The sequence below is a fragment of the Klebsiella sp. Q2 genome, assembly GCF_009900705.1.
GTDB classification, from domain to species: domain Bacteria; phylum Pseudomonadota; class Gammaproteobacteria; order Enterobacterales; family Enterobacteriaceae; genus Klebsiella; species Klebsiella quasipneumoniae.
Genome location: NZ_JAAABE010000001.1, coordinates 353,120 through 370,168 on the forward strand (window position 1 = coordinate 353,120; position 17,049 = coordinate 370,168).

The 17,049-nt window shown below is 63.0% G+C and carries 14 protein-coding genes; 9 read left to right on the plus strand and 5 right to left on the minus strand.

Annotated features, from left to right (window positions below):
- The first annotated feature begins 2 nt into the window (after positions 1–2).
- The 4 genes from GT756_RS01865 (at position 3) to GT756_RS01880 (ending at position 4,722) form a co-directional block, all read left to right on the plus strand.
- Positions 3–1,181 (plus strand): ABC transporter substrate-binding protein, encoded by a 1,179-nt coding sequence (locus tag GT756_RS01865; protein WP_080837509.1) that lies wholly within the window; start codon positions 3–5, stop codon positions 1,179–1,181.
- Positions 1,154–2,689, plus strand: coding sequence for an ABC transporter permease subunit (locus GT756_RS01870; protein WP_160124533.1), 1,536 nt, complete (start codon positions 1,154–1,156; stop codon positions 2,687–2,689). Before GT756_RS01865 ends, GT756_RS01870 begins: the two co-directional genes overlap by 28 nt.
- On the plus strand, positions 2,689–3,321 hold the full coding sequence (locus tag GT756_RS01875) for an ATP-binding cassette domain-containing protein (RefSeq protein ID WP_004148072.1): 633 nt from the start codon (positions 2,689–2,691) through the stop codon (positions 3,319–3,321). Before GT756_RS01870 ends, GT756_RS01875 begins: the two co-directional genes overlap by 1 nt.
- A gap of 93 nt (positions 3,322–3,414) precedes the next feature.
- Entirely contained in the window at positions 3,415–4,722 is a 1,308-nt protein-coding gene (locus GT756_RS01880; RefSeq protein ID WP_160124534.1) for a sulfurtransferase, read from the plus strand.
- 51 nt (positions 4,723–4,773) lie between these two features.
- Here GT756_RS01880 and GT756_RS01885 read toward each other — a convergent pair whose 3' ends face one another.
- The gene (locus GT756_RS01885; RefSeq protein WP_160124535.1) at positions 4,774–5,397 is read right to left on the minus strand and encodes a CDP-alcohol phosphatidyltransferase family protein; all 624 of its coding nucleotides are present in this window, start codon (positions 5,395–5,397) and stop codon (positions 4,774–4,776) included.
- Positions 5,398–5,483: 86 nt separating this feature from the next.
- Here GT756_RS01885 and GT756_RS01890 point away from each other — a divergent pair, with 86 nt between their 5' ends.
- Together GT756_RS01890 and gdhA are read left to right on the plus strand one after the other, a co-directional pair.
- Complete coding sequence (locus GT756_RS01890; protein WP_025999077.1) at positions 5,484–5,894, plus strand: pyrimidine (deoxy)nucleoside triphosphate diphosphatase; 411 nt, start codon at positions 5,484–5,486, stop codon at positions 5,892–5,894.
- Between the two features lie 182 nt (positions 5,895–6,076).
- Positions 6,077–7,420, plus strand: a complete 1,344-nt coding sequence (gdhA, locus tag GT756_RS01895) for an NADP-specific glutamate dehydrogenase (protein ID WP_004203797.1) — start codon at positions 6,077–6,079, stop codon at positions 7,418–7,420.
- 43 nt (positions 7,421–7,463) lie between these two features.
- Here gdhA and GT756_RS01900 read toward each other — a convergent pair whose 3' ends face one another.
- The 3 genes from GT756_RS01900 to selD form a co-directional block, all read right to left on the minus strand.
- Positions 7,464–8,444, minus strand: coding sequence for an NAD(P)H-quinone oxidoreductase (locus GT756_RS01900; RefSeq protein ID WP_023318004.1), 981 nt, complete (start codon positions 8,442–8,444; stop codon positions 7,464–7,466).
- A 177-nt stretch (positions 8,445–8,621) separates the two neighbouring features.
- Positions 8,622–10,562, minus strand: a complete 1,941-nt coding sequence (locus tag GT756_RS01905) for a DNA topoisomerase III (protein ID WP_004203795.1) — start codon at positions 10,560–10,562, stop codon at positions 8,622–8,624.
- Between the two features lie 4 nt (positions 10,563–10,566).
- Positions 10,567–11,610 carry a selenide, water dikinase SelD gene (gene selD / locus GT756_RS01910; protein ID WP_004203794.1) on the minus strand — a complete coding sequence of 348 codons (1,044 nt, stop codon included), beginning with the start codon at positions 11,608–11,610 and terminating at the stop codon, positions 10,567–10,569.
- A gap of 225 nt (positions 11,611–11,835) precedes the next feature.
- Here selD and phoC point away from each other — a divergent pair, with 225 nt between their 5' ends.
- Complete coding sequence (phoC, locus tag GT756_RS01915) at positions 11,836–12,582, plus strand: acid phosphatase PhoC (protein ID WP_004203793.1); 747 nt, start codon at positions 11,836–11,838, stop codon at positions 12,580–12,582.
- A 734-nt stretch (positions 12,583–13,316) separates the two neighbouring features.
- On the opposite strand, the gene GT756_RS01920 is transcribed toward phoC, so the two are convergent.
- On the minus strand, positions 13,317–13,868 hold the full coding sequence (locus GT756_RS01920) for an NAD(P)H nitroreductase (RefSeq protein ID WP_004176531.1): 552 nt from the start codon (positions 13,866–13,868) through the stop codon (positions 13,317–13,319).
- Positions 13,869–14,034: 166 nt separating this feature from the next.
- Between GT756_RS01920 and sppA the strand changes: the two genes are divergently transcribed.
- Both sppA and ansA read left to right on the plus strand, forming a co-directional pair.
- Positions 14,035–15,888 (plus strand): signal peptide peptidase SppA, encoded by a 1,854-nt coding sequence (sppA, locus tag GT756_RS01925; RefSeq protein ID WP_004203792.1) that lies wholly within the window; start codon positions 14,035–14,037, stop codon positions 15,886–15,888.
- A gap of 138 nt (positions 15,889–16,026) precedes the next feature.
- Entirely contained in the window at positions 16,027–17,046 is a 1,020-nt protein-coding gene (gene ansA, locus GT756_RS01930; protein ID WP_004203791.1) for an asparaginase, read from the plus strand.
- Positions 17,047–17,049: the final 3 nt, after the last annotated feature.

Genomic DNA, 17,049 nt, shown 5'->3' on the forward strand with positions numbered 1-17,049 from the left:
CGATGCGCCGTTTGCATGATTTCAGCCTCTGTCTGTGCCTGCTGCTTCTCTGGCCGCTGGTGGTTCAAGCCGATGACAGCTGGCGGCAGACCCAGACGGAAGCCCGCGGCCAGACCGTCTGGTTTAACGCCTGGGGTGGAGACCCGGCCGTCAACCGCTATCTGGCGTGGGTCAGCGAGGAGGTCAAACGCCACTACGCGATCGACCTGCGTATTGTCCCTATCGCCGATGCCGCCGACGCGGTGAAACGCATCCAGACTGAGGCGCAGGCCGGCCGTCGCCGCGGCGGGTCGGTGGATCTCCTGTGGATCAACGGCGAGAACTTTCACACCCTAAAACAGGCCAACCTGCTGCTCACCGGCTGGGCAGAATCGCTGCCCAACTGGCGCTATGTCGATCTGCAAAAACCGGTTCAGGAAGATTTTTCTGTCGCCACCGAGGGCGCCGAGTCGCCGTGGGGCAGCGCCCAGTTGACGTTTATCGCCCGCCGCGGGCAAACGCCGCAGCCACCCACCAGCCCGCAGGCGCTGCTGGCCTTCGCCAGAGCCCATCCCGGCAGCGTGACCTACCCGCGGCCGCCGGACTTTACGGGTACCGCCCTGCTGGAGCAGCTGCTGATCGCCCTCACCGACCAGCCTGCCGCCCTGCGCCAGCCGCCGGAGACGGCGACCTTCTCGGCGGTCACCGCCCCGCTGTGGCGCTATCTCGATGCGCTGCACCCGACGCTGTGGCGGGCGGGTAAGGATTTCCCGGCGTCGCCGGCGCGGATGGACGCCATGTTCAACCAGGGCATCCTCCGCCTGTCGCTGACGTTTAACCCGCTCCATGCCCGCCAGAAGGCCGTCAGCGGGGAGTTACCGGCGGACAGCTACAGCTTCGGCTTTACCGGAGGGACCCTCGGCAACGTCCATTTCGTTACCATCCCGGCCAACGCACGCGCCGTCGCCGCGGCCAAAGTGGTCGCCAATTTCCTGCTTTCCCCAGAGGCGCAATTGCGCAAGGCGGATGCCGCCGTCTGGGGCGATCCAAGCGTACTGGACCCGCAGCGTCTGCCTGACAAACAGCGTCAGGCGCTGGCGGCCACCCTGCCGCAGGATCTGCCGCCGGTGCTTGCCGAGCCTCACGCGGCATGGGTTGACGCGCTGGAGCAGGAATGGCTGCGCCGCTACGGTACCCACTGATCCTGCTGGCCTGGGGAACGATGGCGGCCATCTATCTGCCCTTATTCCCCGCCGCCGTAGGGCTGATGTGGCCGGCGCTCTCCCCGGTCCACTGGCGGGCGCTGTTCGCCGACCCGCAGCTGGGCCAGGCGCTGGCCGCCACCCTCGTCTCCACGCTGTTATCCGTCGGCGGCGCGCTGCTGATCGCCCTGACCATCGTCGCCGCCCTCTGGCCTTCGGCCCGCTGGCGGCGGCTGGCTTCCCGTCTGCCGCTGCTGCTGGCGGTGCCCCATCTCGCCCTGGCGACGGCGGCGCTGCTGCTGTTCGCCGAAGGGGGCTGGCTCTGGCAGCAGTTGCCGTTTCTGACGCCGCCGGTCGACCGGTACGGCATCGGGCTTGGCCTGACGATGGCCCTGAAAGAGAGCGCCTTTGTGCTGTGGGTGATCTATGGCCTGCTGGGAGAGAAACGCCTCGCCGACCAGGCGACCGCCCTGAAGAGCCTCGGCTACGGCCGCTGGCAGTGCCTGCGCTGGCTGGTGCTGCCCGCCCTGCTGCCCGCCCTCGGCATGGTGCTGCTGGCCACCACCGCCTGGAGCCTGTCGGCGGTAGACGTCGCCCTGGTGCTGGGGCCCGGCAATCCGCCCACCCTCGCCGTGCTGGCGTGGCAATGGTTAAGCCAGGGCGATGAGCTGCAGCAGGCCAAAGGGGCGCTGGCCAGCCTGCTGCTGATGGCGATCCTCGGCGGGCTGGCGCTGGTCGCCTGGGGCGGATGGCGGCTACAGCGCCAGTACCAGCCCGATCTGCGCGGTGTTCGTCACCCGCATCCTCATGCCCTGCCCGGCCGCCTGCTGGCGGCGCTGCTGCCGCTGAGCGGTCTGCTGGGCGCGCTATTGCTGGCGGGGCTGGCGCGCTCGGCGCCGCCGCAGATGGATGCCCTGGGCAACAGCCTTGGGCTGGCGCTGGCGGCCTGCGCCCTCGGCGCGGCTGTCTGCCTGCTGTGGCTGGCCTGCGGCCCGGCGCGAGGCGATGGCTGGGTCTGGCTACCGCTGGTCCTGCCGGCCCTGCCGCTGGCCGACGGCCAGTACCGGTTGGCGCTGTATGCCTGGCTTGACGGTGACTTGTGGACCGTCCTGTGGGGCCATCTGCTGTGGGTGGTGCCCTGGATGCTGTTTATTTTGCGCCCGGCCTGGCGCCAGCGCGATCCGCGGATGACGGTGATCGCCCGCACGCTCGGCTGGGGACCCACGCGTATTTTCTGGCTGTTGACTCTGCCCTCGCTGACCCGCCCGCTGCTGACCGCCCTGGCGGTGGGCTTCTCAGTGAGCATCGCGCAGTATCTGCCAACGCTATGGCTGGGGGCTGGCCGAATTCCGACGCTCACCAGCCAGGCGGTGGCGCTCAGCAGCGGCGGCGAGGCGCAGACGCTCGCCGCTCAGGCGCTGTGGCAATTACTGCTGCCGGCGGTATGCTTTACCCTGACGGCTCTGCTGGCCTGGCTGGCAGGCCACTATCGACGAGGACTTCGCTAGTGCTAACCGTAAACCATCTGACTCTGAGCGTGAGACGCCAGCCGCTGCTGCGGGAGGTCGCCTTTTCGGTAGCCCCGGGGGAGGTGCTGACGCTGATGGGCCCCTCCGGTAGCGGGAAATCAACGCTGTTTGCCTGGATGATTGGCGCCCTGTCCGGCGATTTTCGCGCCCGAGGCGAACTGTGGCTCAACGAACGGCGTTGCGATACGCTGCCGACAGAGCAGCGGCGCATCGGCATTCTGTTTCAGGACCCGTTACTGTTCGACCATTTCAGCGTCGGGCAAAATTTACAGCTGGCGCTGCCGGAGAACGTGCGCGGCGAGGCGCGAAAAACCGCGGTGGAGGAAGCGCTTAGCCGCGCCGGGCTGGCGGGCTTCGCCCCGCGCGATCCGGCCACGCTCTCCGGCGGGCAGCGGGCGCGGGTGAGCCTGCTGCGCGCCCTGCTGGCGCGCCCCGAGGCATTGCTGCTTGATGAGCCCTTCAGCCGCCTGGATGCCAGCCTGCGCGCCGGGTTCCGCCGCTGGGTCTTTGAAGAACTGGCCCGCCAGGCCATTCCGGCGATCCTGGTGACCCACGATCGCGAGGACTGCCCGCCGACGGGGCGCTGCCTGGCGATGGAGCGCTGGCAATGAAGGACAATAGCGTGCAAACCTGCGTTACCGCAAAGAAATCGGCGCCTGGCGAGTGGAGAATACGCCCTCCACTTTTTACCGTCGGGCATTTCGATGAAACGTGTTTCTCAATTGACCGCACTCGCCCTGCTCATGGGGCTTGCTGCTTCCACTACCTGCGCCGCTGAAACCATGCCAGCGCTCACTCTCTCCCACCTGCAACAGCAGCACGGCGTGGCCATCGACACCCGGCTGAGCGCTTATTACAACGGCTGGCCGCAGCGCGCCAACGGCCCGGAAGGCCATGAGCCGCAGGCCCTCAATCTTTCCGCCCGCTGGCTCGGCGCCTTGAGCGACGATCAGCTCCGCGCCTGGGCTAAGCAGCACCAGCTCCAGTCCGATACCCCCATCGCGCTGTACGGCAGCCCGGAGGATAACGTCAGCGTCGCGGCGCGGCTGAAACAAACGGGTTTCACCCGGCTCAGCACCCTGAGCGATGCGCTGAGCCAGACCGACCGTCTGCAAAAGCTGCCGCACTTCGAACAGCTGGTCTACCCCCAGTGGCTGCACGACCTACAGCAAGGGAAAGCGGTCGCCGCCGCCCCGGAAGGCGACTGGAAAGTGTTTGAAGCCGCCTGGGGAGCGCCGAAGCTCTATCTGCTGAGCCATATCCCTGGCGCGGGCTATATCGATACCAATGAGGTGGAGAGCGAACCGCTGTGGAATAAAGTGTCCGACGCGCAGCTGAAGGCGATGCTGGCGAAGCACGGCATCCGGCATGACACCACGGTGATCCTCTATGGTCGCGACGTCTACGCCGCAGCGCGGGTGGCGCAGATCATGCTGTACGCCGGGGTCAAAGACGTGCGCCTGCTTGACGGCGGCTGGCAGACCTGGTCCGACGCCGGGCTGCCGGTAGAGCGCGGTATGCCGCCGGCGCAGCAGCCGGCGCCTGATTTCGGCGCGCCGATCCCCGGCCAGCCGCAGCTGATGCTGGATACCGAACAAGCCCGCGGGCTGCTGCATCGTCAGGACGCCTCGCTGGTCAGCGTCCGCTCGTGGCCGGAGTTTATCGGCACCACCAGCGGCTACAGCTATATCAAGCCGAAGGGCGACATCGCTGGCGCCCGCTGGGGCCACGCCGGGAGCGACTCCACGCACATGGAGGATTTCCATAACCCGGACGGCACCATGCGCAGCGCCGACGATATCGCTGCCCTGTGGCGCCAGTGGAACATTCTGCCGAGCCAGCAAGTGGCGTTTTATTGCGGGACCGGCTGGCGGGCCTCGGAAACCTTTATGTATGCCCGCGCCATGGGCTGGCCGCACGTCGCGGTGTACGACGGCGGCTGGTACGAATGGAGCAGCAACCCGCACAATCCGGTGGCCCGCGGAGAGCGCGGCCCGGAAAGCAGTCAGTAACTCGCCCCGCCTCAGCGCGTCGCCCTTTGTCGGCGACGCGCGATACCCCGTTTACGCTGTGGTCGTTACCCGCTTTAAGGTCTGGTAGCCACTGCAGATGCGCGTCGCCGTCGTCAGCCAGCACAGCGCGCCAAACAGCCACGCCAGCCAGGCGAAATGCGCCGGAAACAGGCAGCCAAGGACAAACAACAGGATGGTCTCCGTCCCCTCCGTCAGTCCCCCGAGATAGTACAGCGATTTATGGGCGTAGCCGGGATTGGCGATCTGGTGCTTTGCCGCCAGCGCGGCAAAGGCGAGAAAGCTGCTGCCGGTGCCGATAAAGGCAAACAGCAGCCAGCCGCCCGCCAGGGCGTTATTCTGCGGATCCGCCAGGATAAAACCGAACGGCACCAGGGCATAGAAGAGAAAATCCAGTGAGATATCGAGAAAACCGCCGGCGTCGCTCAGCCCGCGCCGCCGCGCCAGGGCGCCGTCCAGGCCGTCCAGCAGGCGGTTGAGAAGAATGGCCGCCAGCGCCGCGCCATACCACCCTAATGCCAGAAATGGCAGAGCCAGCACGCCGATGGCAAAACCGAGCAGCGTCAGCCTGTCTGGTGAAATACCCGGGCGGTCAAGCGCGCCGGCGACAGCATTAAGGAGGGGTTTGAGGCGAGGATGCAGGTGGCTATCAAGCACGAGGGTCTCCAGCAGAGTTGGCGGTTGTCAGTGAAGGTCTATGGCGGTGATAATAGGCCAGTTTGGCCTTATTAACGTTGATGCTTATGCTAAAAATGATTGAAGTTGTCGCCGCCATTATTGAACAGGATGGCAAAATTCTGCTGGCGCAGCGCCCGCCCCACGCCGACCAGCCGGGAATGTGGGAGTTCGCCGGCGGCAAAGTGGAGCCAGGTGAAAGCCAACCGCAGGCGCTGACCCGGGAACTGCAGGAGGAAATGGGCATCATCGCCCACCCGGCATGCTATATCGCCAGCCATCAGCGGGAAGTCTCCGGTCGTCAGATCCATCTGCACGCCTGGTGGGTGCCGGATTTTCAGGGCGTGCCGCTGGCCCACTATCACAGCCAGCTGCGCTGGTGCCTTCCTGCCGACGCCTTAACCCTCGATCTCGCCCCGGCCGATATCCCCCTCCTGCACGCCTTTATCGCCCGGCGCCCGTCCCTTTCCCTCCGCTGATCCGCTCGCCGCCTCGTCATCGTTTTTAGTTATGACGGGCGGGCAATTATAAATTTTGCTGACGGCTTAATTTTTCCTTGCTTGCCTAAGGATTAGCGGTGTTATAGTCGGAAAATCGGTTTTTTCAAGGACCGAATCATAATAAATACATGCAACCACAACCATAAGGGGAACTTATATCTATGGATCAGACGTGCACTCTGGAAGGCTTTCTCACCCGCGTTCAACAGCGCGATCCTCATCAAACCGAATTTGCTCAAGCCGTCCGGGAGGTCATGACCACCCTGTGGCCTTTCCTTGAGGAAAATCCGCGCTATCGTCAGCTTGCTTTGCTGGAACGTCTGGTGGAACCGGAGCGCGTGATCCAGTTCCGCGTGGTGTGGGTGGACGACCGCAATCAGGTCCAGGTCAACCGCGCGTGGCGCGTGCAGTTCAACTCGGCCATCGGCCCGTATAAGGGCGGAATGCGCTTCCACCCGTCGGTAAACCTGTCGATTCTCAAATTCCTTGGCTTCGAGCAGACCTTCAAAAACGCCCTGACCACGCTGCCGATGGGCGGCGGGAAAGGCGGCAGCGATTTCGATCCTAAAGGCAAGAGCGATGGCGAAGTGATGCGCTTCTGCCAGGCGCTGATGACCGAGCTTTATCGCCATCTGGGCCCGGATACCGACGTACCGGCGGGCGATATCGGCGTCGGCGGCCGCGAGGTCGGCTTTATGGCCGGAATGATGCGTAAGCTCTCCAACAACAGCGCCTGCGTCTTCACCGGTAAAGGCCTCTCCTTCGGCGGCAGCCTGATCCGTCCGGAAGCCACCGGTTACGGCCTGATCTACTTCACCGAAGCGATGCTCAAACGTCACGGCCTCGGCTTCGAAGGCGCTCGCGTGGCGGTTTCCGGCTCCGGCAACGTCGCGCAATACGCCATTGAGAAAGCGATGGAGCTTGGCGCGCGGGTGGTCACCGCCTCCGACTCCAACGGCACCGTCGTTGACGAAGCGGGCTTCACCAAAGAAAAACTGGCCCGCCTGATCGACATCAAAGAGCGTGCCCACGGCCGGGTGGCCGACTACGCCCGCGAATTTGGCCTCACCTATCTCGAAGGCCAGCAGCCGTGGTCAGTGCCGGTGGATATCGCTCTGCCTTGCGCCACCCAGAACGAACTGGATGCCGACGCCGCTCGCCAGCTGATTGCCAACGGCGTGAAGGCCGTGGCGGAAGGCGCCAACATGCCAACCACCATCGCCGCGACCGATCTGTTCCTTGAAGCTGGCGTGCTGTTTGCCCCGGGCAAAGCGGCCAACGCCGGCGGCGTGGCGACGTCCGGTCTGGAGATGGCGCAGAACGCCGCGCGCATGGGCTGGAAAGCGGAAAAAGTGGATGCCCGTCTGCATCACATCATGCTGGATATCCACCATGCCTGCGTGCAGTACGGCGGTGAAGCGAAGCAGACCAACTACGTGCGCGGCGCCAATATCGCTGGTTTCGTCAAGGTGGCGGACGCCATGCTGGCCCAGGGCGTGATTTAACCTCCCCTCACGCCATCCCGGCGGCTGCCCGCCGGGATGTCTCTCACGATGTCATCGTGATCACCACTTTCCCCAGATGCTGACCACTGTCCAGACAGGCATGCGCCTCGGCAATTTCCGCCATCGGGTAGCTGGCGTAGATCATCGGCTTGCATTTCCCAGCCTCAAGCAGCGGCCAGACGTGGCGCCGCAGCGCCTCGGCAATCTCCTGTTTCTCCGCCGCCGTCCGGCCGCGCATGGTGGAGCCGGTGACGGTGGCCCGCTTGAGCATCAGGGTCTGAATGTCGACCTCATGGGCCATTCGCCCGCCCATAAAGCCGATGATGACCAGCCGCCCGTCCTTTTTCAGCAGCCCCAGGTTGCGGTTAAAGTAAGGGCCGCCCACGATATCCAGAATGACATCCACCCCTTCATCGTTGGTCAGCTGATGAATTTTCTCAGCGAAATCTTCGGTTTTGTAGTTGATCGCCGTGGCGTAGGGCCGCAGAGCGGCAATTTTTTCGTCCTGGCCGACGGTGGCATAGACGGTCATCCCCAGCGCGTGACACAACAGGATCGCGGTGGTGCCAATCCCGCTGGCGCCGCCGTGGATCAGAATGCTCTCGCCGGGCTGCAGCTTACCGAGCTGGAAAACGTTAGCCCACACCGTGAAGAAGGTTTCCGGAATGGCGGCCGCTTCGCTAAAGCTGAGGCCCGCCGGGATCGGCAGCGTCTGGCCTGCCGGGACGGCGCAGTATTCGGCATACCCGCCGCCGTTGGTCAGCGCGCAGACGCGATCCCCGGGGGCAAAGGCCGCGACCTGCGCACCAACCTTCACGACCACGCCCGCCACCTCGAGGCCGGGCACGGGGGTAACCCCCTCAGGCATGGGATACAGACCCTGGCGCTGCAAAATATCCGGCCGGTTGACGCCCGCCGCTTTCACCTCGATGAGCACCTCATGCTCCCCGATAGTGGGGATCTCACCTTCGCGGATCTGCAATACCTCCGGGCCACCCGGTTGGCTGATAGCGATATATTTCACGGGTCCTCCTTATCGCCTGTGAGAGAATTAAGCAAGGCATCGGGAAGGGCAATGGGCGCCCCCCGTTCTGCGGGGCGATCGTCCCCCCCCTTCCCGGCTGTTTAGTGTAGACCATTGACCAGTCTGGCGGAGAAACGGCGGCCGTGGGGAATGGCCTCCTCACGGCCGCCGGGCAGGTTATTGCGGCGGCGGCGCGGCATCCTCTGCCGCTTTTTTGCCTTTCGCTTTGCCTTTACTGAACGATTTTTTCGCCCCGCCCGGCGCCACCAGACCGCGGAACTGGCGCACCGGCGTGCTGCGCGCCTGCTCGATTAGCTGATACAGCGTGCCCACCAGCGGCTGCATAAAGTCCTGATAGCGGCACTGTTTCTCGCTGATTTGCGTCAATACCGACTCCCAGTGGGCGGTCATGTCCGGTCGACCGGCCATCTCCGGCAGGGAATGAATCAGCGCCCTTCCGGCCTCCGAGGAGTGGATATAGCGCCCTTTTTTAGTCAGGAAACCGCGCTTGAACAGCAGCTCGATAATCCCGGCGCGGGTTGCTTCGGTGCCGAGGCCGTCGGTGGCGCGGAGGATCTTCTTCAGATCTTTATCCTGCACGAAGCGGGCAATCCCGGTCATCGCCGACAGCAGCGTGGCGTCGGTAAAGTGGCGCGGCGGCTGCGTCTGGCGTTCCACCACTTCGCCCCTCTCGCACAGCAGTTCATCGCCTTTGGCCACCACCGGCAGCGGCGTGCCGTCGTTCTCTTCATCGCGCTCTTTGCTGCCAAGCAGCGTCCGCCAGCCCGCCTCGGCCAGAAAACGCGCTTTGGCGACAAACTTACCGTTGGCGATCTCGAGGTCAATCTGGCATTTACGGAACACCGCGTCCGGGCAGAACTGCATCAGATACTGGCGGGCGATCAGGGTGTAGACCTTCGCTTCGTTATCGGTGAGTTTGACCTGGCTGCTGCGGGCGGTCGGGATAATCGCATGGTGCGCGTCGACCTTTTTATCATCCCAGCAGCGGTTGCGGATCTCCGGATCCACCACCGGCTGCGGCAGCAGATCCGCCGCATGGACGGCAATCGCATTCAGCACCGCATGGCGGCCGGCGAAATGTTCTTCCGGCAGGTAGCGGCTGTCCGAGCGCGGATAGGTGATGAGCTTGTGGGTTTCATACAGCTTCTGGCAGATATCCAGCACGTTTTGCGCGCTGAAGCCGAAACGTTTGGCCGCCTCAATCTGCAGCGCCGACAGCGAAAACGGCAGCGGCGCGGGTTCGGAATCGCGCTTATCGTTATAGCCGGTCACCAGCGCCGGCTGGCCTTCAATACGCTTAACCACGTGCTCGGCCAGCGGACGATGCAGCAGGCGCCCTTCTTCATCCTGGTAAGGTTCGCAGGCTTCGCTCGGCACCCAGGTCGCGACAAAGCGCTCCTCCTGCGGCGTGACGATATGCGCTTTGACATCGAAGAAGTCTTTGGCGACGAAGTTTTCAATCTCTTCATCGCGGCGCACCACCAGGCCGAGCACCGGGGTCTGCACCCGCCCCACGGAGAGCACCCCCTGATAGCCGGCGTTGCGCCCCAGCAGGGTATAGGCCCGGGTCATATTGATGCCGTACAGCCAGTCGGCGCGCGCCCGCGCCAGCGCCGACACGCAAAGCGGCACAAACTCGCTGTTAGCGCGCAGGCGGTTGATCGCCCGCTCAACCGCCTGCGGGTTAAGATCGTTTATCAGACAGCGCTGCACCTGCTGACGCTTCTCCGGCGCCAGCTGCAGGTAGTCGAGCACTTCATCCACCAGCAGCTGCCCCTCACGGTCGGGGTCGCCGGCGTGGATAACCTCCTCGGCCTCGCCGAGCAGGCGCTTGATGACATTCAGCTGTTTGGTGACCGAAGGTTTTGGCTGCAGCTGCCATTTCTCCGGTACAATCGGCAGATCGGTGAGATTCCAGCGGGCATAGCGGCTGTCATAGACGTCCGGCTGCGCCTGCTCCAGCAGGTGACCGATACACCAGGTGACCACCTGCCCGTTGCCGCACTCAATAAAGCCATCGCCTTTGCGATGCGGTTTAGGCAACACATCGGCAATAGCCCGACCGAGACTCGGTTTTTCTGCAATAAACAACCGCATCGAATCAACGGATCTCGATCATGGGTCGTCCGCCGCGGGCGGTCACCAGCTCGCCGATGGCGGCCAGCTTAATACCGAACTCCGCCGCGGCAGCCTGCACTTCCGCCTCCGCCTCCGGGGTCACCGCCAGCAGCAGACCGCCGGAGGTCTGCGGGTCGCAGAGCAGATCGCGCCACTCCGTCGGCATCTCGCCCATCAGATGGCCGTAGCTGGCAAAGTTGCGCCCGGTGCCGCCCGGCACCGCGCCGGCGGCGATATACTCCTCCACCCCCGGCAGTTTCGGGATATCGGCATAGCGCAGTTGCGCCTGCACGCCGGCTCCGCGACAAACCTCGCTGAGGTGGCCGAGCAGGCCAAAGCCGGTGACGTCGGTCATCGCCTTCACCCCGTCGATAGCGGCAAACGCGGCGCCGGCGAGGTTCATCTGGCACATGGTCTCCGTCGCCAGCCCGTGATGCTCCGGCTTGAGCAGCGATTTTTTCTCTGCGGTGGTCAGCACGCCGATCCCCAGCGGTTTGGTGAGATACAGTTTGCAGCCCGCCTGCGCGGTGCTGTTTTTCTTGATGCGCTCGGTGGGCACCACGCCGGTGACCGCCAGACCGAAGATCGGCTCCGGGGCGTCAATGGAGTGGCCGCCCGCCAGCGCGATCCCGGCCTGCTGGCAGGCAAAGCGCCCGCCCTCCACCACCTCGCGGGCGATTTCCGGCGCCAGGGTGTTGATCGGCCAGCCGAGAATGGCAATCGCCATAATCGGTTTCCCGCCCATGGCGAAAATATCGCTGATGGCGTTGGTGGCGGCAATGCGGCCAAAGTCGAACGGATTATCGACAATCGGCATAAAAAAGTCGGTGGTGCTGACGATTGACGTGCCATTACCGAGATCGTAAACGGCGGCATCATCGCTGGTTTCGTTGCCGACAAGCAGGTTCGGGTCGACGAACTTCGCCTGCTCGCTATGCAGGATGGTTTCCAGCACTTTCGGGGAAATTTTACAACCACAACCGGCTCCGTGGCTGTATTGCGTTAAACGAATGGCTTGCTCGCTCATGGACATCTCCTGTCATTGCAATCCCGCTATGTTAGCGCCCAAACGCCAGGGTGGTAAGTACGACAGTCTGAAATCGCGTATGGTTGCTCATTAAGCAGACAAAAAGCCGTTTTTGCGAGACGCGGCAATTTTTTCCCGACCATTTTCACTTTTACTTAAAGATGACAGAAATGTGACAACACAGGACTGTCTTCTCTGGAATGATTATGACGTAAGGAAATTCTAATGAAAAAGCGTGTTCTTGCCCTTTGCCTGGCCAGTTTTTTCTCCGTTAACGCCTTCGCACTGGTTCCCCCCGGTAACGATGTCACCACCAAGCCCGATCTCTACTATCTGACCAATGCCCAGGCCATCGACAGCCTGGCGCTGTTGCCGCCGCCGCCGGCGGTGGGCAGTATTGCGTTCTTAAACGATCAGGCGATGTATGAGCAGGGGCGCCTGCTGCGCAATACCGAGCGCGGGAAGCTGGCGGCAGAGGATGCCAACCTCAGCGCGGGCGGCGTGGCTAACGCCTTCTCCAGCGCCTTTGGTTCGCCGATCACCGAAAAAGACGCGCCGCAGCTCCATAAGCTGCTGACCAATATGATTGAAGACGCCGGCGATCTGGCGACCCGCGGCGCGAAAGAGAAGTATATGCGCATTCGCCCGTTTGCCTTCTACGGCGTCTCCACCTGCAACACCACCGAGCAGGACAAGCTGGCGAAAAACGGCTCTTACCCGTCCGGGCATACCTCCATCGGCTGGGCCACCGCCCTGGTGCTGGCGGAGATCAACCCGCAGCGGCAGAACGAAATTTTGAAGCGCGGCTATGAGCTTGGCGAGAGCCGGGTGATCTGCGGCTATCACTGGCAGAGCGATGTCGATGCGGCGCGCATCGTCGGCTCCGCGGTGGTCGCCACGCTGCACACCAACCCGGCCTTCCAGCAGCAGTTGCAGAAAGCCAAAGACGAATTCGCCAAAACGCAGAAGTAACGTCATCGCCGCTGAACTCCCGGATACGGCGCCTGGCGCGCCTTGTCCGGGCGACAAATCGCGATTGATTCGAAGGGTAGGGTTTGAAGGCCGGGTCAGGCGCCAGCCGCCGCCCGGCATAGATGCGGCTCCGAGCTTGCTGCCGTCGCCCGGCGGCGCTGCGCTTGCGCGGCCAGCCGGACGGTTCCCTCTCCCTCCGGGAGAGGGCCAGGGTGAGGGGAAGCACTGCAGTGTGGTTGTTTATGTTATCTGTGGCTTCAGCGTAGTTTGCGCTCCCGGTTAATCGTCTGCGTTATGTCACTCATGGCGCCGGGAGCGCACAGGGGGCGGCCAGTCGCCGCCGCCCCCTGTCCCCCCGGGCTCCGGCCAGCAAAATCGCCGCTGCGCGGTCCCTTCGACTTATCCCTGCAGGCTTCGGGTCGGGCCGAGGCAGCGTCCATGCAAAACACGGCCCTCAGCCCGCATCCATGCGGGCTGCCCCGGCCTGCCGGGAACGTCTCAGCGATTTTGAGGCCGCCAGCACCGGCAGTTTCAGCAAGAAAAGTGAATAAATTAACGACAGGTCGTACGAACGTAGGCCGGGTAAGGCGACAGCCGCCACCCGGCACAAAATCGGCTCCGTGCCCGCTGTCCTTGCCCGGCGGCGCTGCGCTTGCGCGGGCCTACAGACAGTCAGAGCCGGATGCGTTGGCCGGGTAAGGCGCAAGCCGCAGCCCGGCATAACACCCGCTGACTCAGAATCGCGTCACAAACGGCGCGGTATCCGGCAGGGCAATGGTGGTTGAGGCTTTCAGCTGCGGCGTGCCCAGATAGAGGAAACCGACGATTTTATCCTGCTCGCGGCACTCGAAGCCGGCGCGCACCACCGGGCTCTCGGTCAATGCTCCGCTGCGCCAGATGCCGTTGAATCCCTGAGCCAGGGCCGCCATCTGCATCGCCATCACCGCGCAGCCAGCGGACATCTCCTGCTCCCAGCGCGGCACCTTCGGGTGGTCTTCACAACGCGCCACGACGGTAATGATTAGCGGCGCGCGGAACGGCGCATTTCGGGCTTTCTCTATGCCCTTCTCATCCTGACCGGCCTCCCTGGCCCCCTTTTCCAGCAACTGACTGAAGCGTTCGCGGCCGTCATCGGCGATAATGAAAAAGCGCCACGGCTGCAGGGTGCCATGATCCGGGGCGCGCAGCCCGGCGCGCAGAATGTTTTCCAGCTGTTCGCCGGCCGGGGCCGGTTCCGCCAGGCGGGAAGCGCTGCGGCGATTAAGCAGTAGGTCGAGAGCATCCATCTGTATAACTCCTGTGATGTCATTTTTCATAAAATTAACATGCACAAGGATTTTGTTACAGCGCGGTCGGTGATTCCTGCTGACAACCGACGGCTCACTCTTTAGGATAGCCAGACGCGGCGGCCCCTGCGGCCTGCCCATTTTTAGATAACGTTAGGGAGAAGACATGCGAACCCTTTGGCGACTGATTGCCAGCTTTTTTAAATGGACGTGGCGGATACTCAACTTTATTCGCAAACTGGCCCTCAATGCGATCTTCCTGGTGCTGGTGCTGGTGTGTATCGGCATCTGGAGCCAGTTCAGCAGCACCACCAGCGAACATGCCGCGCGCGGCGCGCTGCTCCTGGATATTACCGGCGTGGTGGTGGATAAACCTTCCGCCAGCAGCAAACTCGGCGTGATAGGCCGCCAGCTGTTTGGTGCCAGCTCGGACCGTTTGCAGGAGAATTCTCTGTTCGATATCGTGCAGACCATCCGTCAGGCGAAGGATGATCGTAATATCACCGGTATTGTGCTGGATCTGAAAAACTTCGTCGGCGGCGATCAGCCGTCCATGCAGTACATCGGTAAAGCGCTGCGCGAATTCCGCGACAGCGGCAAACCGGTCTATGCCGTCGGCAGCAGCTACAGCCAGGGCCAGTACTACCTGGCGAGCTTTGCCAACAAAATCTGGCTCTCGCCGCAGGGCGAGGTAGACCTCCACGGCTTCGCCACCAACGGGCTGTATTACAAGTCGCTGCTGGATAAGCTGAAAGTCTCCACCCATGTCTTCCGCGTCGGCACCTATAAATCCGCCGTCGAGCCTTTCATTCGCGATGACATGTCCCCTGCCGCCCGCGAAGCGGACAGCCGCTGGATTGGCGAACTGTGGCAGAACTACCTCAACACCATTGCCGCCAACCGGCAGATCACCGCCCAGCAGCTCTTCCCGGGCGCCCAGGGCATTATCGATGGCCTGCGTAAAGTGGGCGGCGATACGGCGAAATATGCGCTGGACAATAAGCTGGTGGATGAGCTAGCGACCTCCACGGAAGTGGAAAAAGCGCTGACCAAACAGTTTGGCTGGAGCAAAGCGGATAACAATTATCGGGCGATTAGCTATTACGACTACAACGTGAAGACGCCGTCTGACCAGGGTTCCGCTATCGCGGTGATCTTCGCCAACGGCGCCATCATGGACGGCGAGGAGACCCCGGGCAACGTCGGCGGCGACACCACCGCAGCGCAAATTCGCGATGCGCGCCTCGATCCGAAAATTAAGGCCATCGTTCTTCGCGTGAACAGCCCTGGCGGCAGCGTGACCGCCTCGGAAATCATTCGTGAAGAGCTGGCGGCAGCCAAAGCCGCGGGTAAACCGGTGGTCGTTTCAATGGGCGGCATGGCGGCGTCCGGCGGCTACTGGATCTCCACCCCCGCGGATTACATCGTGGCGAACCCAAGCACCCTCACCGGCTCCATTGGCATCTTTGGGGTGATCAACACCGTGGAAAATACCCTCGGGTCGATTGGCGTCCACACCGACGGCGTCGCCACGTCGCCGCTGGCGGATATCTCCAGCACCAAAGCGCTGCCGCCGGAAGTGCAGCAGCTGATGCAATTGAGCATTGAGAACGGCTATCAGCGCTTTATCACCCTGGTGGCTAACGCCCGTAAGAGCACGCCGGAGAAAATCGACCAGATAGCCCAGGGCCACGTCTGGACCGGGGAAGATGCCAAAGCCAACGGTCTTGTCGACAGCCTCGGCGATTTCGACGACGCGGTGGCCAAGGCCGCCGAGCTGGCGAAGCTGAAAACCTGGCACCTTAACTACTATCAGGAAGAGCCAACCTTCTTCTCGATGGTGCTGGACAGCCTGACCGGCTCGGTACGCGCCTCGCTGCCGGCCGCCATTCAGGCCTGGCTGCCTGCGCCGGTGGCCGCGGCGGCCGAGACGGTGAAAGCGGAAAGCGACAAGCTGGCGGCGTTCAACGACCCACAGAACCGCTATGCCTTCTGCCTGACCTGCGCCAACATTCGTTAATACGCAGCGGCTGCCCCGTCTCGCGGGGCAGCCTTTTTTCCGCACCTGCCAGCGCCGCCACAAAGCGAGCGGCCAACACTGTATTTTTTCCTCCGTCTCTTTATACTGCGCCTGTCTACGACCAACCTAAGCGATGCTATGCAAAAAAAATCGATTTACGTTGCCTACACCGGTGGGACCATCGGTATGCAGCGCTCCGAACACGGCTATGTACCCGTTTCCGGCCATCTGCAGCGTCAGCTGGCGCTGATGCCAGAGTTCCATCGTCCGGAGATGCCGGACTTCACGATCCATGAATACCATCCGCTGATGGATTCATCCGATATGACCCCTGAGGACTGGCAGCACATCGCCGACGATATCCGCAGCCATTACGCGGAGTATGATGGCTTTGTGATCCTCCACGGTACCGACACCATGGCGTTTACCGCCTCAGCGCTGTCGTTCATGCTGGAAAATCTCGGCAAACCGGTGATTGTGACAGGGTCACAAATTCCGCTGGCCGAGCTGCGTTCCGACGGACAGATCAACCTGCTCAATGCCCTGTACGTCGCCGCCAACTATCCGATTAACGAAGTGGCGCTGTTCTTCAACAATCGACTGTTCCGCGGCAACCGCACCACCAAAGCCCATGCCGACGGCTTTGACGCCTTCGCCTCGCCCAACCTCGCGCCGCTGCTGGAGGCCGGGATCCATATTCGCCGTCTCGGTACCCCGCCGGCGCCGCAGGGCCGTGGGGAGCTGATTGTCCACCCCATTACCCCGCAGCCGATTGGCGTGGTGACGATTTACCCCGGCATCTCCGCCGACGTGGTGCGTAATTTCCTGCGCCAGCCGGTGAAAGCGCTGATCCTCCGCTCCTACGGCGTCGGCAATGCCCCGCAGAATGGCGAGTTTATTCAGGTGCTGGCGGAAGCCAGCCAGCGCGGCATTGTGGTGGTCAATCTGACGCAGTGTATGTCCGGCAAAGTGAACATGGGCGGCTATGCCACCGGCAATGCCCTCGCCCAGGCGGGAGTCATCAGTGGTTTCGATATGACGGTGGAAGCGACGCTGACCAAGCTACACTATCTGCTGAGCCAGCAGCTGGACGTTGACGCCATTCGCGCGGCGATGCAGCAAAATCTGCGTGGCGAACTGACCCCTGACGAAGCTTAAGGA